The sequence below is a fragment of the Streptacidiphilus neutrinimicus genome (assembly GCF_000787815.1).
In the GTDB taxonomy this organism is placed as follows: Bacteria; Actinomycetota; Actinomycetes; order Streptomycetales; family Streptomycetaceae; genus Streptacidiphilus; species Streptacidiphilus neutrinimicus.
Map to the genome: position 1 here is coordinate 1 of NZ_BBPO01000084.1, position 21,961 is coordinate 21,961.

The 21,961-nt window shown below is 72.9% G+C and carries 11 protein-coding genes; 2 read left to right on the top strand and 9 right to left on the bottom strand.

What is annotated here, in order from left to right:
* Window positions 1-141: 141 nt before the first annotated feature.
* Complete coding sequence (locus TR48_RS33005) at window positions 142-4,800, top strand: ATP-dependent helicase (RefSeq protein ID WP_042374102.1); 4,659 nt, start codon at window positions 142-144, stop codon at window positions 4,798-4,800.
* A 79-nt stretch (window positions 4,801-4,879) separates the two neighbouring features.
* Here TR48_RS33005 and TR48_RS33010 read toward each other — a convergent pair whose 3' ends face one another.
* The 9 genes from TR48_RS33010 to TR48_RS33050 all read right to left on the bottom strand — a co-directional run bounded on the left by TR48_RS33010 (window position 4,880) and on the right by TR48_RS33050 (window position 18,493).
* Entirely contained in the window at window positions 4,880-5,125 is a 246-nt protein-coding gene (locus tag TR48_RS33010; protein ID WP_042374104.1) for a hypothetical protein, read from the bottom strand.
* 135 nt (window positions 5,126-5,260) lie between these two features.
* Complete coding sequence (locus TR48_RS33015; RefSeq protein WP_042374105.1) at window positions 5,261-5,611, bottom strand: helix-turn-helix domain-containing protein; 351 nt, start codon at window positions 5,609-5,611, stop codon at window positions 5,261-5,263.
* Window positions 5,612-5,802: 191 nt separating this feature from the next.
* Window positions 5,803-6,294 (bottom strand): CinA family protein, encoded by a 492-nt coding sequence (locus tag TR48_RS33020; RefSeq protein WP_042374107.1) that lies wholly within the window; start codon window positions 6,292-6,294, stop codon window positions 5,803-5,805.
* The gene (gene pgsA / locus TR48_RS33025) at window positions 6,294-6,968 is read right to left on the bottom strand and encodes a CDP-diacylglycerol--glycerol-3-phosphate 3-phosphatidyltransferase (RefSeq protein ID WP_042374109.1); all 675 of its coding nucleotides are present in this window, start codon (window positions 6,966-6,968) and stop codon (window positions 6,294-6,296) included. Before pgsA ends, TR48_RS33020 begins: the two co-directional genes overlap by 1 nt.
* Window positions 6,965-8,494, bottom strand: coding sequence for a 30S ribosomal protein S12 methylthiotransferase RimO (rimO, locus tag TR48_RS33030; RefSeq protein ID WP_042374110.1), 1,530 nt, complete (start codon window positions 8,492-8,494; stop codon window positions 6,965-6,967). The genes pgsA and rimO overlap by 4 nt, the downstream gene beginning before the upstream one ends.
* Before the next feature lie 272 nt (window positions 8,495-8,766).
* A complete protein-coding gene (locus TR48_RS33035; protein WP_042374111.1) occupies window positions 8,767-9,603 on the bottom strand; it encodes a helix-turn-helix domain-containing protein in 837 nt (278 codons plus the stop codon).
* A 281-nt stretch (window positions 9,604-9,884) separates the two neighbouring features.
* A complete protein-coding gene (locus TR48_RS33040) occupies window positions 9,885-12,665 on the bottom strand; it encodes an FtsK/SpoIIIE family DNA translocase (protein ID WP_042374112.1) in 2,781 nt (926 codons plus the stop codon).
* 133 nt (window positions 12,666-12,798) lie between these two features.
* On the bottom strand, window positions 12,799-13,449 hold the full coding sequence (locus TR48_RS33045) for a response regulator (protein ID WP_042374113.1): 651 nt from the start codon (window positions 13,447-13,449) through the stop codon (window positions 12,799-12,801).
* A gap of 388 nt (window positions 13,450-13,837) precedes the next feature.
* Window positions 13,838-18,493 (bottom strand): hybrid sensor histidine kinase/response regulator, encoded by a 4,656-nt coding sequence (locus tag TR48_RS33050; protein ID WP_084729958.1) that lies wholly within the window; start codon window positions 18,491-18,493, stop codon window positions 13,838-13,840.
* Between the two features lie 488 nt (window positions 18,494-18,981).
* Here TR48_RS33050 and TR48_RS33055 point away from each other — a divergent pair, with 488 nt between their 5' ends.
* Window positions 18,982-21,630 carry a SpoIIE family protein phosphatase gene (locus TR48_RS33055; RefSeq protein ID WP_042374114.1) on the top strand — a complete coding sequence of 883 codons (2,649 nt, stop codon included), beginning with the start codon at window positions 18,982-18,984 and terminating at the stop codon, window positions 21,628-21,630.
* The last annotated feature ends 331 nt before the right edge of the window (window positions 21,631-21,961 follow it).

The following is a 21,961-nucleotide window of genomic DNA, read 5'->3' on the forward strand; positions in this document are numbered from 1 at the left end:
GCCGAGGGCGCCGAGCGGGTGCCCACGTGCGGCGCAGGGCCGCGCCGCGCGGCTGGGGCGCGGGGCGCGCGTGGGGCGCGCCGGGTCGCCAGGTGAGGGCGGGCGGGGTCGTTTGTCGGTGGGGCAGGGCACGATGGGCGCATGGCACGCGCACACGCCGAGAGGTCCGCCCTGGAGAGCTTCGCCGCGCCCACACGGGCGTGGTTCGAGGGGGCGTTTCCCGCGCCCACCGGGGCGCAGGAGGGGGCGTGGCGGGCCATCGGCGCGGGGAGCGACGTGCTGGTGGTCGCGCCCACCGGCTCGGGCAAGACGCTCGCCGCGTTCCTGTCCGCGCTGGACGGGCTCGCGTCCACACCCCCGCCGGCCGAGGCGAAGAAGCGGTGCCGGGTCCTCTACGTCTCACCGCTGAAGGCCCTCGCCGTCGACGTGCAACGCAACCTCCGCGCGCCGCTCACGGGCCTGCGGCAGGCGGCCACGCGGATGGGGTTGCCGGAGCCGGAGATCGAGGTGGGCATCCGGTCCGGCGACACCCCGCCGGCCGAGCGGCGGCGCTTCGCCACCCACCCGCCGGACATCCTGATCACCACGCCCGAGTCACTGTTCCTGCTGCTCACCTCCAACGCCCGGGACGCGCTGCGCGGCGTGGAGACGGTGATCCTCGACGAGGTCCACGCCGTCGCGGGGACGAAGCGCGGCGCGCACCTCGCGCTCTCCCTCGAACGCCTCGACGAGCTGCTGCCCAAGCCCGCCCGCAGGATCGGGCTCTCCGCCACCGTCCGCCCCGTCGAGGAGGTCGCCCGCTACCTCTCCCCGAGCCGCAACGTGACGATCGTCCAGCCGCCCTCGGAGAAACAGTTCGACCTCTCCGTCGTCGTCCCGGTCGAGGACCTGGGCGAGCTGTCCGGCGGGCGCGGGACGCACGGGACGCCCGAGGAGGATCCGCAGCAGTCCGCGTCCATCTGGCCGCACGTCGAGGAGAAGATCACCGATCTGGTCCAGGCGCACCGGTCGACGATCGTCTTCGCCAACTCGCGCCGCCTCGCGGAGCGGCTCTGCAACCGGCTGAACGAGATCGCCGTCGAGCGCGCCCAGGGCGAGGCGCTGCCCTCCGCGCACGCGCCCGCGCAGCTGATGGCCCAGGCGGGGGCGAACAAGGCCGCGCCGCCCGTCCTCGCCCGCGCCCACCACGGCTCGGTGTCCAAGGAGCAGCGCGCCGAGGTCGAGGAGCAGCTGAAGTCGGGCCGCCTGCCGGCCGTCGTGGCGACGTCCAGCCTGGAGCTGGGCATCGACATGGGCGCGGTCGACCTCGTCGTGCAGGTCGAGTCGCCGCCGTCGGTCGCCTCGGGGCTGCAGCGCGTGGGGCGCGCCGGGCACCAGGTCGGCGCGGTCTCGACGGGCGTCGTCTTTCCGAAGTACCGGGGCGACCTGGTGCAGTCGGCCGTCGTGACGGAGCGGATGCGCGCCGGGCAGATCGAGGCGCTGCGCGTGCCGCGCAACCCGCTGGACGTGCTGGCGCAGCAGCTCGTCGCGATGACGTCCATGGACGAGTGGGACGTCGACGAGCTGCTGGCGCTGGTCCAGCGCGCCGCGCCCTTCGCCTCGCTGCCGCGTTCGGCCTACGAGGGCGTGCTGGACATGCTCGCGGGCCGGTATCCGTCCGACGCCTTCGCGGAGCTGCGGCCGCGCATCGTCTGGGACCGCGTCGCGAACACAGTCAGCGGGCGTCCCGGGGCGCAGCGGCTGGCCGTCACCTCCGGCGGCACCATCCCCGACCGGGGGCTGTTCGGCGTCTTCCTCGCCGGGGCCGACCCGAAGAAGGGCGGCGGCCGCGTCGGCGAGCTCGACGAGGAGATGGTCTACGAGTCCCGCGTCGGCGACGTCTTCACCCTCGGCACCAGCTCCTGGCGGATCGAGGACATCACCCACGACAAGGTGCTCGTCTCCCCCGCGCCCGGCGTGCCGGGCAAGCTGCCGTTCTGGCACGGCGACGCGCTCGGCCGCCCGCTGGAGCTGGGCCGGGCCGTCGGCGGGTTCCTCCGCGAGCTCGCCGCGCTGCCGCCGGACAAGGCCACGGCCCGGCTCGCCGCCGCGGGCCTGGACGCGTGGGCCGCGGGCAACCTGCTCTCCTACCTGGCCGAGCAGCGCCAGGCCACCGGCCACCTGCCGGACGACCGCACCATCGTCGTCGAGCGTTTCCGCGACGAGCTCGGCGACTGGCGGATCGCCGTCCACTCCCCCTTCGGCGCCCAGGTCCACGCGCCCTGGGCGTTGGCGCTGGCCGCCCGCCTGAGCGAGCGTCACGGGCTGGACGCGCAGGTCATGCACGCCGACGACGGCATCGTGCTGCGCCTGCCGGACGCGGATCTGCTCGACTTTCCCGATCCTGAACGGACACGGCCTGACGCGACGCCCACATCCACGGCCGCCGACGAGGCGCCGGTCGGCGCCGAGGCCGTCGTCTTCGACGCGACGACCGTCGAACAGACCGTCACCGACCAGGTCGGCGGCTCCGCCCTGTTCGCCTCGCGCTTCCGCGAATGCGCCGCCCGGGCGCTGCTGCTGCCCCGCCGCAACCCGGGCCGCCGAACGCCGCTGTGGCAGCAGCGCCAACGCGCCTCGCAGCTGCTCTCCGTGGCCGCCGAGTTCGGCTCCTTCCCGATCGTGCTGGAGGCCGTCCGCGAGTGCCTCCAGGACGTCTTCGACGTCCCCGGCCTGGTCGAGCTGATGCGGGACATCGAGTCGCGCCGGGTCCGCATCGTCGAGGTCACCACGCCGGAGCCCTCCCCCTTCGCGCGCTCGCTGCTCTTCGGCTACGTCGCCCAGTTCCTCTACGAGGGCGACTCACCGCTCGCCGAACGCCGCGCCTCCGCGCTCGCGCTGGACTCGCGGCTGCTGGCGGAGCTGCTCGGCCAGGCCGAGCTGCGCGAGCTGCTGGACGAGAACGTGCTGGCCGAGCTGGAGGCGGAGCTCCAGCGGCTCACCCGGGACCGCCGGATCAAGGACGTCGAGGGCGTGGCCGACGCGCTGCGCCTGCTCGGCCCCCTCACCGACGCCGAGCTGGCCGAGCGCGGCGCAGAGCCAGCGTGGGTGCGCGAGCTCCAGGCCGCGCGGCGCGTGATCGACGTCCGCGTCGCGGGCGAGCAGCGCTGGGCCGCGATCGAGGACGCGGGCCGGCTGCGGGACGCCCTGGGCACCCCCCTGCCGGTGGGCGTGCCCGAGGCGTTCACCGAGCCGGTCAAGGACCCCCTCGCCGACCTGCTGGCCCGGCACGCCCGCACGCACGGCCCGTTCACCGCGGCCGACGCCGCCGTCCGGCTGGGCCTCGGCCCGGCCGTCGTCCTCGGCACGCTGCAGCGCCTCGCCGCGACGGGCCGGGTCGTGCAGGGCGAGTTCCGTCCCGGCGGGACGGGCACGGAGTGGTGCGACGCCGAGGTGCTGCGACGTCTGCGCCGCCGCTCGCTCGCGGCGCTGCGGCACGAGGTCGAGCCGGTGCCGCCGCGCGCGCTGGCGGCGTTCCTGCCGCAGTGGCAGCACATCGGCGGCGCGAACCGGCTGCGTGGCGTGGACGGCCTGCTGCGCGCCGTCGAGCAGCTCCAGGGCACGCCGGTGCCGGCCTCGGCGCTGGAGCGGCTGATCCTGCCCTCCCGCGTGGCCGGCTACAGCCCCGCGCTGCTGGACGAGCTGACCTCGCAGGGCGAGCTGTTCTGGGCGGGCGCCGGCGCGCTGCCCGGCAAGGACGGCTGGGTGGCCCTGCACCCGGCCGACGCCGCCCCGCTGCTGCTGCCGGAGGCGCTGCCGCTGGAGCTCACGCCGCTCCACTACGCGATCCTGGCCGCGCTGGCGCCCGGCTACGGTCTGTTCTTCCGTCAGCTGGCCGAGGAGGTCGCCCGGCAGCTGCCCGGCACGGAGACCCCGCCCGCCGAGCTGGCCACCGCGCTGTGGGACCTCGCCTGGTCGGGCCGGATCACCAACGACACCCTCGCCCCGCTCCGCGCGCTCCTCGGCTCCGGCCGCACTCCTGGCTCGACGGCGCACCGCGCGCCGCGCGCCACCCCGCGCGCCCGCTACGGCATGGCGCGGCCGGTGCCGCGCGTCCCCCAGCTCCCGACCACGGCCGGCCGCTGGTCGCTGCTGCCCTCCGCCGTCACCGATCCGACGCAGCGCGCCCACGCGCTCGCCCAGACGCTGCTGGACCGCCACGGCGTGGTCACCCGCGGCGCGGTCCAGGCAGAGCGGGCGCCGGGCGGCTTCGCGGGCGTCTACCGCGTCCTGTCCGCGTTCGAGGACACCGGCCGCACCCGCCGCGGCTACGTCGTCGACGGCCTCGGCGCGGCGCAGTTCGCCTCCGACGGCGCGATCGACCGCCTCCGCGCGGTGAACACCGCGCTCGAACGACGCGCGGAGGGCGGCGGCGAGGAGCGGCCCACGGCGGTCGTCCTCGCGGCGGCCGATCCGGCGAACGCCTACGGCGCGGCGCTCCCGTGGCCGGAGTCCCCGGGCGGCGGCGGTGCCTCGTCGCACAAACCGGGCCGCAAGGCGGGCGCGCTCGTCGCCCTCGTCGACGGCGAGCTGACCGCCTACGTCGAACGCGGCGGCAAGACCCTGCTGGCCTGGGCCACCGACCCCGCCCGCCTCGGCCACGCGGCGACGGCCCTGGTCCGCGCCGTCGCGGAGGGCGCCCTCCGCGACCTGGTCGTGGAACGCATCAACGGCGAGCCCGCCCTCACCTCCCCCCTGAGCCCCGTTCTGGAGGACGCCGGCTTCGTCCCGACCCCACGAGGCCTCCGCGTCCGCGGCTGACCGCCCCTCCAGGGCCGCCCCACCGGCGCGCCCCGACGTCCCGATGTGCACAACGTCACTGCTCGCCCCGCGACCCCGTTCAGGCCTCAGCAGGCTGCGGCTCCTCCGGAGCCGGGGCTGTGGCAGGGGTTGGGCGGCGGCGGGGTGTCCAGGGGCGGGCGTGGACGGGGAGGAGACTGAGGTTCCAACCGCCGGCGAACAGGAGCCCGACGCCTGCGGCCTCACGGCCGCTCAGCAGGCCGGTGAGCAGCAGTGCCCACGCGCCGGCGCTGAGCGCCGCGCACAGCGCCCAGACGATCGGCCTGCGCCGGGGTATCGACAGCATCGCTCTCCTCCCGGGGCCCGGAAGAGGGACGGAACCGCTTTCAACATATCCGTGCGGAGCGCGAACGGCCCCTCCCCTGGGCCACACGGGGCTCAGGGGAGGGGCCGTTCCACGCCACGACGGCTGCTACGACTGTCAGGCCGCGACGACGTCCATCGCGCTGGCCTTGGGCACGAGCGAAGGCACGCGTTCAGCCGGGGGTACCGGCACGGGCTCCAGCAGCGCAGGGCGGACCGCCTCGCCGGCGGCCAGCTCGGCGAGCGAGAGCTCGTCGCTGACCTCGCGCATGACCTCGGACATACGCACGTCCAGGGCGTCACAGATCGCGGAGAGCAACTCGGACGAGGCCTCCTTCTGTCCGCGCTCGACCTCCGAGAGGTAGCCGAGCGAGACCCGCGCGGCAGCCGACACCTCGCGCAGGGTGCGGCCCTGGCGCTGGCGCTGCCGACGCAGCACGTCACCCAACAGACGACGGAGCAGGATCATCGGTTGCTCCCTCCTTGGACCGCGGCTCGGAACCTCACAGCCCCACCGTACCGCCTGCCCCGCATCACGTGCGGGGAGCCCGGTCGTGTTCACTCTTGGCTGCATCCATGGCCCCTCCCCTGCTGTTCGCGGTATCGTCCGCGAATCTTTCCGGCCCATCCCTTGTGTTCTTCCCGGTGGGATCGGCGTTCCTAACCCACCGGTTTGCCCTCCAGAGCGCTGAGGAGCAGTTCGACGGCGGCCGAAACCGCCTTGCGTCGGATTGTGGCACGATCCCCTGACAGGCGGAGGGCAGAGACAGATTCTCCACCTTCCCCGTCCCGGGACGTGTACGAGACCGCCACGAAGACGGTGCCGACCGGCTGTCCGTCCTGTGGATCAGGTCCGGCCACGCCCGTCGTCGCCAGCCCGAAGTCGGCGCCCATGAGCACCCGGACGCCTCGGGCCATCTGGGCCGCGACCTGCGGGTCGACCGCGCCGCGCGCGGCCAGCAGCTCCGGGTCCACCCCGAGGACCGATCCCTTGAGCTCGGTGGCGTAGGCCGTCACCGAACCGCGGAACGCCTTGGAGGCGCCCGGGACCGCCACGAACTCGGCCGCGAGCAGGCCGCCGGTCAGCGACTCCGCCACGGCAAGCGTCGCATCGGCCCCGACCAGCTCGGCCAGCGCCGACTCGGCACTCATCAGGCGGTGCCCGCCTGCCCGTTCGCGGCCCGCTGCCCGGCGCGGGCGGCCAGGCCCGCGCGCCGCAGCACGACCGCCTGGCGCACGTAGTCCAGGCCGCTGCCGACGGTGAGCACCACGGCCGCGCCCATCAGCCACCACCGGGCCGACGCCAGCGGCCCGGTCAGGATCAACACGTACATGCCGACCGCGATTCCTTGGGTCAGCGTCTTGAGCTTGCCGCCGCGGCTGGCCGGGATGACCCCGAAGCGGATCACCCAGAAGCGCATCAGTGTGATTCCGATCTCACGGACCAGGATGACCACCGTCACCCACCACGCGAGATCGCCGAGCACGGACAGGCCGATCAGGGCCGTGCCCATGATCGCCTTGTCGGCGATCGGGTCCGCGATCTTGCCGAAGTCGGTGACCAGGCCCATCCGGCGGGCCAGCTCGCCGTCGTAGAGGTCGGTGATCATCGCGATGGCGAAGGAGGCCCAAGCCAGGGCACGCCACTTGGGGTCGTGGCCGCCCCCGGCGAACAGCAGCGCCGCGAAGATCGGCACGATCACCAGTCGCAGCATGGTGAGCAGGTTCGGGATGTTCCACAGGCCCGGCTCGTCGCCCGCCCCGCCGGGCTGGGAAGCCGACGAGGCGCCCGTTCTCGCCGCCCCGCCCCCCGAGGTCTGATTCACAGGCGCTCCCCGACCGCGCCGGCCCCGCCGGTCGCCTCGACCTGGATCACCTCGGCGTAGAGGTCGACGCCCTCGCTGGCGGTGACCTTCGCCTCGACGAAGTCGCCGGCCGCGAGGCCCTCGGTGTCGCCGAGCAGGATGGTGATCCCGTCGGTCTCCGGCGCCTGGTGCGCGCCGCGGCCGATCACGCCGTCCTCGCCGTCGTTGGACTCGACCAGCACCCGGATCGTGCTGCCGATCCGCTGCTCGGCCCGCTGCGAGGTCAGCTCCTCCGCGAGGCGGCTGAACCGGGCGAGCCGCTCGGCGACCTCGTCCTCGGGCAGCTTGCCGTCGTAGCCGGCCGCCTCGGTGCCCTCCTCGTCGGAGTAGCCGAAGACGCCGATGGCGTCGAGGCGGGCGTTGGTGAGGAAGCGCTCCAGCTCGGCCAGGTCGTCCTCGGTCTCGCCGGGGAAGCCGACGATGAAGTTCGAGCGGACGCCGGCCTCCGGCGCCTTGGCCCGGATCTGGTCCAGCAGCTCCAGGAACCGGTCGGTGTCGCCGAAGCGGCGCATGCGGCGCAGCACGTTCGGCGCCGAGTGCTGGAACGACAGGTCGAAGTAGGGCGCGACACCGGGGGTCGAGGTCAGCGCGTCGATCAGGCCCGGTCGCATTTCGGCGGGCTGGAGGTAGCTGACGCGCACGCGCTCGACGCCCTCGACGGCGGCGAGCTCGGGCAGCAGGCTCTCCAGCAGGCGGATGTCGCCGAGGTCCTTGCCGTAGCTGGTGTTGTTCTCGCTGACCAGCATGACCTCGCGGACGCCCTGCTCGGCGAGCCAGCGCGTCTCGTTGAGGACGTCGGACGGCCGCCGGGAGAGGAAGCTGCCGCGGAAGGCCGGGATCGCGCAGAAGCTGCAGCGTCGGTCGCACCCGGACGCGAGCTTGACGGACGCGACCGGGCTGTCGTCCAGACGCCGGCGCAGCGTCCGCGGCCCGGAGGCCGGCGCGAGGCCGTCCGGCAGGTCCTCGATGCTCTGCTCCGCGCTGCTCTGCTCCGCGCTGCTCTGCTCGGCGCTCCCGCCGTGACCGGGGATCGCGACGGCGTCGGCCGCGGTCTGGCGCTCCACGGGCGAGAGCGGCAGCAGCTTGCGGCGGTCGCGCGGCACGTGGGAGACGTGCTCCCCGCCGGAGAGGATGGTCTGCAGTCGCTCGGCGATGTCCGCGTAGTCGTCGAACCCGAGCACCGCGTCGGCCTCGGGCAGCGCCTCGGCGAGCTCCTTGCCGTAGCGCTCGGCCATGCAGCCGACGGCGACGACGGCCTGGGTGCGGCCGTGACCCTTGAGGTCGTTGGCCTCCAGCAGGGCGTCGACGGAGTCCTTCTTGGCGGCCTCGACGAAGCCGCAGGTGTTCACGACGGCGACGTCAGCCTCGGCGGCGTCGGCCACGAGCTCCCACCCGTCGGCCTCAAGCCGCCCGGCGAGTTCCTCGGAATCCACCTCGTTGCGGGCGCATCCAAGGGTGACGAGAGCGACTGTGCGGCGATCGGGCATGCCGCCAAGGTTACCGGGCCGAAGAGGTTGCACTCTCCATGGGCGCGAGACCACCTCAGGGGCGCGAGGAACTGCGCGGGCGACCACCCGCCGCGGATGGCCCTGCTCGTTCGGGGGCCACCATGCAGGGCGGCTTGTCGCGATGCAGGGTGGCTTGTCGCGCCCACCTGGCGACACCTCCCGGTCGAAGGCTGGGGGAGGAGCCGCACATCAGCAGCGCCCCCACGCGCCGCCGGGGGTGGTGCGGCCGGGCGTGGGAGCGAAGCCGAAGGTCAGCCCGCGACCGGGTCGCCCGGGGTGTAGGTGACGTTCACGACCTGGCCGTCGCCGCCCGCGGTGCCGAGGTCCTTGCCGTTGGCCCAGACGTGGACGCCGCCCGCGTTGCCGAGGACGAACTTCAGCTCCTTGCTGTCCGTGAAGGTCTGGCTCTGCCCCTGGGTGAGATCGCCCTGGAAGATGACCTTGCCGGTGCCATCCTTGACCATCATCCAGCTGTCGCCGTTCTGCGCCAGCAGCTTCACCGTGACCTTGCCGGCCGGTGCGGCCGCGATCGCGCTGGGCTTGACCGGGGCGCTGGAGGCCGGCGGGAGCGTCGGGTGGAGGACGGGGCCGATCGACGGCGTGGAGCCGGAGGTGCCCGAGGAGGGAGACGCAGCCGAGGCGGTCGTCGTCTTGGGGCCGCTGTGGGCGAGGTTGAAACCGATCACGGCGATGACCACGACGATCGCCGCGACCATCGCGGCGGTCCAGTTCGGGCGACGCCGCTCCGCGGAGATCCCGCGCTCGCCGACGTTCTCCAGCAGTGGGACCCGCGCGTCCTGCGGCGCGCCGCCGTGGGCCGCGTCGTAGCGGCGGACCAGGTCGTCGCCGTCGACGCCGACCGCGCGCGCCAGCGCGCGGACGTGCCCGCGGGCGTAGAAGTCGCCGCCGCAACGGCTGAAGTCGTCCGCCTCGATCCCGTGCACGATCGGCACGCGGACCCGCGTCTCCGCGCTGACCTCGTCGACGGTCAGCCCCGCGGCCACGCGAGCGTTACCGAGCACCTGCCCGATGGAGGGCTCGTTCGCAAGCGGTTCGGTCGATCCGGTGGAGGTCGTGCCGGTCGTCACAAGGGGCGCCTTTCGAACGTGGGCGGCCAGGGCTTCGAAGGGGGGCCGCAACCCCCCGAGAACGCCGTCGAAACACCAGTCTAGGGGGCGAGTCTGAGCCTCGCTCAACCGGGATTCGGCCGAAAGGGAGGCACTGCGTCCTGATCGTTATCGGATGCTCCGCGCACCGTCGCGGCACGTGTTGACGGAGCGTCGGAAACCGACACGCGGCCGCGCACAGGATGGTTCCCACCCGGTCCACTCAACGCCGAAGAGAACCGAACGGACACGCGTACGCGCGCTCATTCCCCCCGGAGAGTGAGCAAAACCCCGTCGAGCTCGTCCGGCTGTACCAGCACGTCACGGGCCTTGGATCCCTCGCTCGGGCCGACGATCCCGCGCGACTCCATCAGGTCCATCAGGCGCCCCGCCTTCGCGAAGCCGACGCGCAGCTTGCGCTGCAGCATCGAGGTCGAGCCGAACTGGGTGGAGACGACCAGCTCGGCCGCCTGGACCAGCAGGTCCATGTCGTCGCCGATCTCCTCGTCGATCTCCTTCTTCGGCCCCGAACCGACCGTGACGTCGTTGCGGTACTCCGGCTGGAGCTGCGCCTTGCAGTGCTCGACGATCGCGGCGATCTCCTCCTCGGTGACGAAGGCGCCCTGCATGCGCAGCGGCTTGCCCGCGCCCATCGGCAGGAAGAGCGCGTCGCCCTTGCCGATCAGCTTCTCCGCGCCGGGCTGGTCGAGGATGACCCGGCTGTCGGCGAGGGAGGAGGTGGCGAAGGCGAGCCGGGAGGGCACGTTCGCCTTGATCAGACCGGTGACGACGTCCACCGACGGACGCTGGGTCGCCAGCACCAGGTGGATGCCGGCGGCGCGGGCGAGCTGCGTGATGCGGACGATCGAGTCCTCGACGTCGCGCGGGGCGACCATCATCAGGTCGGCGAGCTCGTCGACGATCACCAGCAGGTAGGGGTAGGGCTGCAGCACCCGCTCGCTGCCGGGTGGCGGCTGGACCTTGCCGGCGCGCACGGCACGGTTGAAGTCGTCGACGTGGCGGAAACCGAACGCCGCGAGGTCGTCGTAGCGCAGGTCCATCTCGCGGACGACCCACTGCAGCGCCTCGGCGGCCTTCTTCGGGTTGGTGATGATCGGCGTGATGAGGTGCGGCACGCCCTCGTAGGCGGTGAGCTCGACGCGCTTGGGGTCGACCAGGACCAGCCGCACGTCGTCCGGGGTCGCCCGCATCAGCACCGAGGTGATCAGGCAGTTGATGCAGGACGACTTGCCCGCGCCGGTCGCGCCGGCGACGAGGATGTGCGGCATCTTGGCGAGGTTGGCCATGACGGTCTGGCCTTCGACGTCCTTGCCCATGCCGACCAGCATCGGGTGCGGGTCGCTGGCGGCCTGCGAACGCAGCAGGTCACCGAGGTTGACCATCTCCCGGTCGGTGTTGGGGATCTCGATGCCGACGGCGGACTTGCCGGGGATCGGGCTGATGATCCGGACGTCGGGGCTGGCGACTGCGTAGGCGATGTTCTTGGCGAGCGCGGTGATGCGCTCGACCTTGACCGCCGGGCCGAGCTCGACCTCGTAGCGGGTGACCGTCGGGCCACGGGTGAAGCCGGTGACGGCGGCGTCGACCTTGAACTCGGCGAAGACGCCCATGAGCGAGGCCACCACGTCGTCGTTGGCCTTGGAGCGGGCCTTGCCCGGCCCGCCGCGCGTCAGCAGCTCGACGGAGGGCAGCTGGTAGTGGCCGCCGTCGGGCAGCTGGAGCTGCTCGGACCGGATCGGCAGGCCGCTGTCGTCCGCCGCGGGGGCGGCGCCGTCGGTGCGCGCGTCCTCCGTCCGCGCGGACGGGACCGGCGCCCCGGGGGCGTGGTCCGGCATCGGCGGCGCGTCCTCGGGCAGGTCGAGCGGCGGGACGTCGGAGGGCGGGGTGCGGTCCTTGACCCGACCCAGCATGTCCGCGAGGGCGGCCGAGGGCTGCACGCCGTGCATGACCGCGCCGTCGAGCTCGGCGGCGGCCGCCGCGGCGACGCCGATGGTGTCGAACGGGTCCGGCTGGTCGGTCGCCTCGGCGGCGCCCACACGTCGCCGCGGACGGCGGCGGCGCGGCGCGACGGAGCCCGCGTTCTCCAGCTGACTGCGCTTGGCCTCCAGCACCGCACGCTCCTCGGGCGTACCGGGCTCCCCCTCGAAGTCGTCGGGCCCGTCCGCGCCGAAGCCGAGGTCGTCGAGGCCCTCGAGCCCGGCCTCCTCGTCGAAGCCGCCGTACCCGGGGTGCGGCTCGATGATCGAAAGCCGCTCGCCGAGCAGCCGGAGCCGCTGCGGGATCTGGTTGACCGGCGTGGCGGTGACCACCAACAGACCGAAGAAGGAGACCAGCGTCAGGAACGGCACCGCCAGCGCCGGGCCCGCGGCGGCCATCAGCCAGCGGGAGGCCGCCAGGCCGATCAGCCCGCCGGACTCGCGGATCCGGGGCGCGCCGGCCTGCAGGCTGGGCGCGCCGTAGCCGATGTGGACCAGGCCGAGCACGCCGATGGTCAGCGCGGTCAGGCCGATGACGATCCGTCCGTTGGCCTCGGGCCGCTCGGGGTGGCGCATCAGCCGCACGGCGATGGCGAAGAGCAGCACCGGGACGAAAATGGTGAGCTTGCCGAACGCGCCCTTGACCACGTCGGTCACGGCGACGCCGAGCCAGCCCTGCGGGTCGGACCACGACCCGGCGGCGATGAGCAGCGCCAGGGCGATGAGTAGCAGCGCCAGACCGTCCTTGCGGTGGGCCGGGTGCAGGTTCTTCGCGCCGTTGCCGAAGCCGCGGGCGACCGCGCCCACGCCGTTGGCGACGCCCAGCCAACTGCCGCGCACGGCACGGTAGGCGATGGGCTTGGGGGGCCTGGGCGGCGGGGCCGCGGGCGCGGGCACGGCCTTCTTGGCCGCCGCCTTCCTCGCGGGGGCCTTCTTCGTCGGCGCCTTGGCCGCGGACTTCTTGGCGGGCGCCTTGGCAGCCGTGGCCTTCTTCGCCGTCCCCGCGCCTCGGGTCTGCGAACCGCTTCCGGACGTGCGTGTGGCCATGGCGTTCAGATTACTAGGGTGACAAGGGGCGCAACACGTGCTGTGCGACGTTGCTCCGCTCGTGTCGTGCACCGGGTGCGAACGGCCCGCCTGTCAAGCGCGACGCGCCGTCAGAACCCCCGAGAACGCGCGCTCAGGACTCCGGCGTGGCGCCCTTGTTCGGGTTGCCCGGCTCCAGGGCGTCGAGCGCCCGGCGCAGGCCGGCGAGGCGACGTTCGAGATGCGCGGCGGTCGCGACTGCGGCCTGGTCCGCGCCCTCGGCGAGCTGCTTGGTCAGCGCCTCGGCCTGCTCCTCGACGGCGGCGAGCCTGGCGGACAGCTCGGACAGCAGGCCCGTGCCGGGCGCCTGCTCGGCCTCCAACTGCAGGCGCAGCAGCGCGGCCTGCTCCTTGAGCTGGCAGTTCTTCATGTAGAGCTCGACGAAGACGGAGACCTTGGCGCGTAGCACCCACGGGTCGAACGGCTTGGAGATGTAGTCCACCGCGCCGGCCGCGTAACCGCGGAAGGTGTGGTGCGGACCGTGGTTGATCGCCGTCAGGAAGATGATCGGGATGTCCCTGGTCCGCTCGCGGCGCTTGATGTGCGCGGCGGTCTCGAAGCCGTCCATCCCGGGCATCTGCACGTCGAGCAGGATGACCGCGAAGTCGTCGTTGAGCAGCGCCTTGAGCGCCTCCTCGCCGGAGCCCGCCCGGACCAGGGTCTGGTCCAGCGCGGAGAGGATCGCCTCCAGCGCGAGCAGGTTCTCCGCCCGGTCGTCGACAAGGAGGATCTTGGCCTTCTGCACCTTGGCCTGCCCTCCTCGCGCCCCCGCAGCCGATGTCGCGGTTGTCCCCGCACCTCGGTTCGCGTCGGACTCGTACGTCGCCCGTGTGTCCACCACTGCCCTGCCGACGGTCATGCTAGCCGCACCTCACTGCCCGCACCCGGTGAACTGCCCCGCCTCCGGTGACCCAGTCAGTACCGGTAGCAACGCCGAGTGACCTTATCCCGTTCCCGCGTCGCAGAGCCACCACCCTGACAAGTGGAGACAGCTCGATCCTGACGGCCCGTCCGGGGCGCGGGTTCCGGTTGGATGCCCGGTGACCGGGCCTTCAACCAGGCCGCACCCGGAGCCGGACGCATACGCCCCCGGCCCGTGCCGGCCTGGACGATCGGCTCTGTCCCGTGGCTCCTCATCGGTTCTCGGCCCGCAGCCAGTGCCCCATGACGCCGAGCAGATGGTCGGTGTCCACCGGCTTGGTGACGTGGTCCGAGGCTCCCGCGGCGAGACTCTTCTCACGGTCGCCCTTCATCGCCTTGGCGGTGAGCGCGATGATCGGCAGACCGGCGAACTGGGGCATCGCGCGGATCGCCTCGGTCGTGGCGTAGCCGTCCATCTCCGGCATCATGATGTCCATCAGCACCAGGGCGACGTCCTCGTGCTGTTCCAGCACCTCGATGCCCTCGCGGCCGTTCTCCGCGTACAGCACCGCCAGTCCGTAGGTCTCCAGCACGCTGGTGAGCGCGAAGACGTTGCGGATGTCGTCGTCGACGATGAGGACCTTCTCGCCGTCGAAGCGACCGGAGAACGGCGCGAACGAGTCCGCCTGGGCCGCCTCGCCCCGGCCGCCCTCGGCGCCCTCCTGACGGACCGGCTCGGCCGGCTGAGGGCGTCCGGGAGCGCCCGCGCGCATCCCGTCCACCGTGGACGGCGCGGACTGCGAGGACGGGGCGGACGGGGCCGACGGCGAGGTCGGGGCCGAAGGGGCCGGGTTCGCCGCCGGAGCCGGGGCCGGCTGCGGCGCCGCAGGCCCCTCGGCCTGCGAAGAAACCGAGGTGCGGGCCGGCTTGGAGGGCGCGCGCCGACGCTCGTGCGCCGCCTCGATGACCTCCTGGGCCCACAGCTCCGCCGGGCTCACCCCGCCGCGGCCGCGGACCGTGGCAGCCGCCGCCTCGCCCTCGGGCGCCTCACGCAACGGCAGGTACAGCGTGAACGTGGAGCCGCGGTCCAGCTCGCTCTCGGCGTTGATCTCGCCCCCGAGCAGACGGGCGATCTCCCGGGAGATCGACAGCCCGAGGCCGGTGCCGCCGTACTTGCGGCTGGTGGTGCCGTCGGCCTGCTTGAAGGCCTCGAAGATCTCCCGCAGCTTGTTCTGCGGGACGCCGATGCCGGTGTCCGTCACCGAGAAGGCGATCAGCGGCTCCTCCGGGTCGGCGATCGCGCCGGACTCCAACATCTGCTCGCGGATCGCCTGCGGCACCGGGTGCTCCCCGCCCGCGCCGCCGGCCGGCTGGATCAGCAGCTCGACCGCGCCCGAGTCGGTGAACTTGACCGCGTTCGAGAGCAGGTTGCGCAGCACCTGCTGCAGCCGCTGCTCGTCGGTGTGCAGGGTGACCGGCAGCTCCGGCGAGACCCGCACCGCGAAGTCGAGGCCCTTGTCGGCGGTCAGCGGCCGGAAGGTGGCCTCCACGTAGTCGACCAGCTGGACCAGCGCGATCCGGCTCGGGCGGATGTCCATCTTGCCCGCCTCGACCTTGGAGAGGTCCAGGATGTCGTTGATCAGCTGGAGCAGGTCGGAGCCGGCGCCGTGGATGGTCTCGGAGAACTCCACCTGCTTGGGGCTGAGGTTGCCCTCGGCGTTGTCGGCCAGCAGCTTGGCCAGGATCAGCAGCGAGTTGAGCGGAGTGCGCAGCTCGTGCGACATGTTGGCGAGGAATTCCGACTTGTATCGGGTGGAGAGCTCAAGCTGCTCGGCGCGCTCCTCGAGGACTTGCCGGGCCTCCTCGATCTCGGAGTTCTTGATCTCGATGTCACGGTTCTGCACCGCGAGTTGGTGGGCCTTCTCCTCCAACTCGAGGTTGGAGCGCTGCAGCTCCTCCTGTCGCGCCTCCAACTCGGCCGACCGCATGGACAGTTCGGCGGTGAGGCGCTGCGACTCCAGCAGCAGGCCCTCGGTCTTGGTGTTGACCGCGATGGTGTTGACCGTGACGCCGATCATCTCGGCGATCTGGTCCAGGAAGTCCATGCTGATCTTGGTGAACGGGTTGAACGAGGCCAGCTCGATCACGCCCAGCAACCGGCCCTCGAACAGGACCGGCATGACGATCACGTTGACCGGCGCGGCCTCCCCCAGCCCTGAGGCGATCTTCAGGTATCCGGGCGGGGCGTCCTTGAGCAGGATCGGCTTCTTCTCGATCGCCGCCTGCCCGACCAGGCCCTCGCCGAGATGGAACGAGGTGGGCATGGCCCGGCGCTGGTAGCCGTAGGAGCCGATCAGCCGCAGCACGGTGTCGTGCTCGATCCCGTCCTCGGCCGCCTCGGCGGTCATCTCGTTGCGCAGCGCGGGCATGGCCAGGAAGAACGCGCCGTGCTGGGCGGAGACCACCGGGGTCAGCTCGCTCATGATCAGCGAGCTGACCGCCTCCAGGTCGCGGCGGCCCTGCATCAGGCCGGAGATCCGCGCCAGGTTGGTCTTGAGCCAGTCCTGCTCCTGGTTGGTGCGGGTGGTCTCGCGCAGGTTGGCGATCATCTGGTTGATGTTGTCCTTGAGCTCGTCGAGCTCACCGGCCGCGTCCACGTCGATGCGCAGGCTCAGGTCGCCGCGGGTCACCGCGGTGGCGACCTGGGCGATGGCGCGCACCTGGCGGGTCAGGTTGCCCGCCAGTTCGTTCACGGACTCGGTCAGGTCCTGCCAGGTGCCGGCGACGCCGGGGACGCGGGCCTGGCCGCCGAGGCGGCCGTCGGTGCCCACCTCGCGGGCCACGCGAGTGACCTCGTCGGCGAAGGCGGAGAGCTGGTCGACCATCGTGTTGATGGTCGTCTTGAGCTCCAGGATCTCGCCGCGCGCGTCGACGTCGATCTTGCGGGTCAGGTCGCCCTTGGCGACCGCGGTGGTCACCTGGGCGATGTTGCGCACCTGGCCGGACAGGTTGTCGGCCATGAGGTTGACGTTGTCGGTCAGGTCCTTCCACATGCCGCCGACGCCCGGCACCCGGGCCTGGCCGCCCAGGATGCCCTCGGTGCCCACCTCGCGAGCCACGCGAGTGACCTCGTCGGCGAAGGCGGAGAGCTGGTCGACCATCGTGTTGAGCGTGTCCGCGAGCGCGGCGACCTCGCCCTGCGCGTCGATGGTGATCTTCTTCGACAGGTCGCCGCCGGCCACCGCCGTGGCGACCTGGGCGATGTTGCGCACCTGGAAGGTGAGGTTGGACGCCATCAGGTTGACGTTCTCGGCGAGGTCCCGCCAGATGCCCTCGACGCCCTTGACCCGGGCCTGACCGCCCAGGATGCCCTCGGTGCCCACCTGACGGGCGACCCGGCTCACCTCGTCGGCGAAGACCGAGAGCTGGTCGACCATGGTGTTGACGGTGGTGACCAGCTCCAGGATCTCGCCGCGGGCGTCGACAGTGATCTTCTTCGACAGGTCGCCGCGGGCCACCGCTGTGGTGACCTCGGCGATGTTGCGGACCTGGTTGGTCAGGTTGTTGGCCATCAGGTTGACGGAGCTGGTCAGGTCCTTCCAGGTGCCGGAGACCCCGGGCACCTGCGCCTGACCGCCCAGGCGGCCCTCGGTGCCCACGTCCGTGGCCACCCGGGTCACCTCGTCCGCGAACGCGGACAGCTGGTCGACCATGGTGTTGAGCGTCGTCTTCAGCTGCAGGATCTCCCCGCGCGCGTCGACCGTGATGCGCTGGGTCAGGTCGCCGCGGGCCACCGCCGTCGAGACGGTGGCGATGTTGCGTACCTGGAAGGTGAGGTTGGAGGCCATCAGGTTGACGTTGTCGGTCAGTCCGCGCCACACCCCGGCCGCGCCTGGCACCATCGCCTGGCCGCCGAGGATGCCCTCGGTGCCGACCTCGCGCGCCACACGCGTCACCTCGTCGGCGAACGCCGAGAGTTGGCCGACCATCGCGTTGATGGTGTTCTTCAGTTCGAGGATCTCGCCGCGGGCGTCGACCTCGATGGTCTGCGACAGGTCGCCACGCGCCACGGCGGTGGTCACCTGGGCGATGCTGCGCACCTGGTCGGTGAGGTTGGTCGCCATCTGGTTGACGTTGTCGGTCAGGTCCTTCCAGGTGCCGGCGACGCCGGGCACCTGCGCCTGGCCGCCGAGCTTGCCCTCGGTGCCCACCTCGCGCGCCACACGCGTGACTTCGGCGGCGAAGCCGGAGAGCTGGTCCACCATCGTGTTGACGGTGTTCTTCAACTCCAGCATCTCGCCCGCGACCTGGGCGGTGACCTTGCGCGACAGGTCGCCCTTGGCGACCGCGGTGGTGACCAGGGCGATGTCGCGCACCTGGGCGGTCAGCCGACTGGCCATCATGTTGACCGAGTCGGTCAGGTCCTTCCAGGAGCCGGACATACCGCGCACCCGTGCCTGGCCGCCCAGCTTGCCCTCCGTGCCGACCTCGACGGCGAGCCGGGTCACCTCGTCGGTGAACTCCGACAGCTGGTCCACCAGGCCGTTGACGGTCCGGCCGACCTTGAGGAACTCGCCGCGCAGCGGGTGGGAACCACCGTCCGGCCCGAGCGCGCGCAGTTCCATCCGCTGCTGCAGGTCGCCCTCGGCGATCGAGCCGAGCACCCGGCCGACCTCGGCCATCGGCCGGGCCAGGTCGTCGATCAGGGCGTTGGAGTTGTCGATCGCCGCCGCCCAGGCGCCCTCGCAGGGCCCGAGCTCGAGCCGCTCCCCGAGCCGGCCCTCGCGGCCGACCGCGCGGCGCACCCGCGCCAACTCTCCGGTCAGATGCTGGTTACGCTCCGCGACCTGGTTGAAGACGGCGGCGATCTCGGCCATGACCGAGTCCCCCGGCACGGTCAGCCGCCTGCGGAAGTTGCCGTCCCGCATGGCCGTCAGCGCGGTCAGCAGCTTGCGCAGATCGGCGGCGTCGGCGCCCGCGCCCCTGCCCGACCCGCGGCCCGCCTGCCGTGTCCCGCCCGGCTTCGGCTTCGCCGCGACCGCGGTCGCCCTGCTCGAATCCACCGGCCTGCCTCCAGAGTTGCGTTGAATGCCTCGCGGCCGCACGGCACGGACGCCGCGAGACGCATCCCCAACAATCTAACGACCACCAAGGGTTGCGCGGGGGTCGCAGGCGGGTATCGGCCCCGCTGGGACCTGATCGGAGCCTGGTTCAGCCTGTCAGGTTCAGATCGAGTCACCGAACGTACCGGCTTCACTCCCCAAGCGGTACCGGGGATCAGTAACCTGGCGGCACAACACGGCGTTGGGCCAGTGGCGTCGCACGGCTGCCGCTCGGGTAGCACACAGGGAGTGCCCGCCAGGCGCGGTACGCCGGTAACGTGAGCCCGTAGCCCGGAAGAAGGAGGAGGCGCCTCGTGGGTGACGCCACCGCGCGGGCCGCCGCCACGTTCGAACCCGTCGGCCGCTCCGTCGCCGCCGCGCGCGCCTTCGTCCGCGACACCCTCCAGGGCTGGGGCTTCGGCGAGGTCGTCGACGACGCCGTGGTCCTGGTCAGCGAACTGGTCACCAACGCCGTCGTGCACGCGGGCACCGCGGCCCGCGTCGAGCTGCTGCGCCAGGGCGACGTGGTCCGCGTCGAGGTAGGCGACCGCTACCCGCGCCGTGCGCTGCCGATCTACCCGGGCCAGGAGGACGGCTCCGTCGTCACCGCCGAGCTTGAGCGCGAGGGCGGCCGCGGACTGCTGCTGTGCGCGGCACTCGCGTCCCGCTGGGGCGTCGACTACACCGCCACCGACAAGCGCGTCTGGTTCACCCTGCAACTGCCGCCGCGCCCCACCGGGACCCGCGTCGCCGGGCCGCTGACCCCCGACTCGCTGCTGCCCGAGTCGGACGAGCAGGTCCACGTCGCCGTCGTGCAGATCGACGGCGAGGGGCTGATCTCCGCCTGGAACCAGGACGCCGAACTGCTCTTCCAGCACCCCGCCGTCAAGGCGGTCGGCCGCCCCTTCGCCGAACTCGCCGCATGGCCGCAGACGCCGGGCACCGGCCTGGGCGTCGACGAGGCGCTGCGGCTCTCCCGCTGGGAGGGCAGTTACGCGATGCGGCGCGGCGACGGCCGGCTGCTGGCCGTCTACGGCGCGCACCTGCGCGTCCGCGACGCGCACGGCAGCCCGTCGACGGTCTGTCTGCTGGTGCGCGAGCAGGAGCGCGCGGTGCTGCAGACGCCCACCCGGCCCGCGGCGGCGTCCGAGTCCGGCGCCCGCCTCGACGGTCCCGCCGTGGACGCCTTCCTCGGCCCGCTGACCGGCGGGCAGGCGCCGGACGACCTCGACGGCCTGCTGCAGCGCACCGTCGAGCGCGCCCGGGACCTGCTCGACGGCGACGCCGCCTACCTGCTGCTGGCCACCGACGACGAGACCGAGCTGGAGGTCCGCGCCAGCTGCGGCCTGCCCGCCGGACGGCAGCGCTTCGCCCGCGTGCCGGTGGAGTCCGGCATGGGCCGCTTCAGCTCCGCGCGGCTCCCCACCGTCCACGAGGACCTGGCCGACTCGCCAGGCGCGGCCCCGCTGCTGGGCGGCACGGGCCTGCGGTCGGTGGTGACGGTCCCGCTCAAGGTCGAGGGACGGCTCACCGGATCCCTCGGTGTGGCGGCGCAGTCGCCCGGCCAGTACCGCAACGACGACGCGCTGCGGCTGCAGTTCGCCGCCGACCGGATCGCGCTGGCGGTGGAGAGCGCGCGCCTGACCGAGCTCGAGCGGCTGCGGCGCGGCTCGCTGTCCTTCCTGGTCGAGGCCTCCGACCTGCTGGCCGGAACGCTGGAGCGGGACCAGACCCTGGCGCTGGTCGCGCAGATGACGGTGCCGACGCTGGCCTCCTGGTGCGCGGTCTACACGACCTCCTCGGGCATCGACCCCGCGGTCCCCGAGCTCGCCTACGTCCTGCACGAGGACGAGGAGCAGATCGACGGCCTGCGCGCCCTGCTGGAGAGCATCGCGCCCCCGGAGCCCCTGAACACGCCCGGCGCCCGCGACTGGCCCGCGGCGACGGACGCCGCCCAGGACGCGGCCCTGCGCGCCGCCCTGCGCGCCCGCACCCAGGGCGCCGGCGAGACCGCCGCGCAGCGCGCGGCCCTCGCGACGGCGGCGACGGTGGGCGGTGAGACGGTGGTGCTGCCGCTGGTCGCGCGCAACCGCGTGATCGGCATGCTGACCCTGGGCAAGGCCGCGGAGGAGCGCTTCCGCCGCGAGATCCTGGAACTGGCCGAGGACCTCTCCCGCCGTGCGGCGCTCGCCCTGGACAACGCCCGCCTCTACAGCGAGCGCACCGCGATCTCGCGCGCGCTGCAGCGCAGCCTGCTGCCGCCCGCGGTGCCGCGCGTGCCTGGCGTCGAGGTCGAGGTCATCTACCGGGCCGCGGGCGAGGGCAACGAGGTCGGCGGCGACTTCTACGACATCTTCCCGATCCGTGAGGGCACCTACGGCTTCGCCATCGGCGACGTCTGCGGCACCGGCCCCGAGGCCGCCGCGGTCACCGGCCTGGCCCGCCACTCCCTGCGCCTGCTGGCCCGCGAGGGCTTCTCCGCGCCGGAGGTGCTGCAGCGGCTGAACGCCGCGATCCTCGACGAGGGCGACCGCGGCCGGTTCCTGACCCTGCTGTACGGGGAGATGACCCCGCGTGAGGACGGCTCGGTCGAACTGCGCACCGTGTGCGCCGGCCACCCGCTCCCGCTGCGGCTGCGCCCCGACGGCACGGTCTCCGCCGCCGCCTCCCCGCAGCCCCTGCTCGGCGTCATCGACGACCTCGACCTGGAAGCCGAGACCTTCGTCCTCGACCCGGGCGACGTCCTGCTCTGTGTCACCGACGGCGTCACCGAACGCCGCGAAGGCCCGCGCATGCTCGGCGACGACGGCCTCGCCGAGGTCCTCACCACCTGCACCGGCCTCACCGCGGGCGCGGTCGCCACCCGCGTCCTGCGCGCGGTGGAACGCTTCGCCGCGGACCCGGCCTCCGACGACATGGCCATCCTGGCCCTGCGTGTCCTCGGGACGCCCGCCGCGCGCTGAGGCAGCGGCGGCGGCGCTCTGCCGGGCCGCCCCGGAGCGGCCGAACGGCCCGCTCCGGGTGGGCTACCTGCCCGGCCCGCGCCGGGAGGACCGCGGTCGGTTCGACTGCGTGTCCCTGGCTGCCTGCACGAGTGGGCAGATCCTTCGACAGCTCGGCTTCGACCAGGGCATCTCCGCGATTCGCCGTCGTTTCCGCTCCCCCTCTGGGTTGAGAAGCCCGCGCTGGGTTCGCGCTGATGCGTGCGCGGAGGTCTGCGCTGGGTCTGCCCTGAGGACGGGTCAAACCCGTCAGGGGCATCCCTTCGCCAAACCTTCACAACTCCGCTGTCCC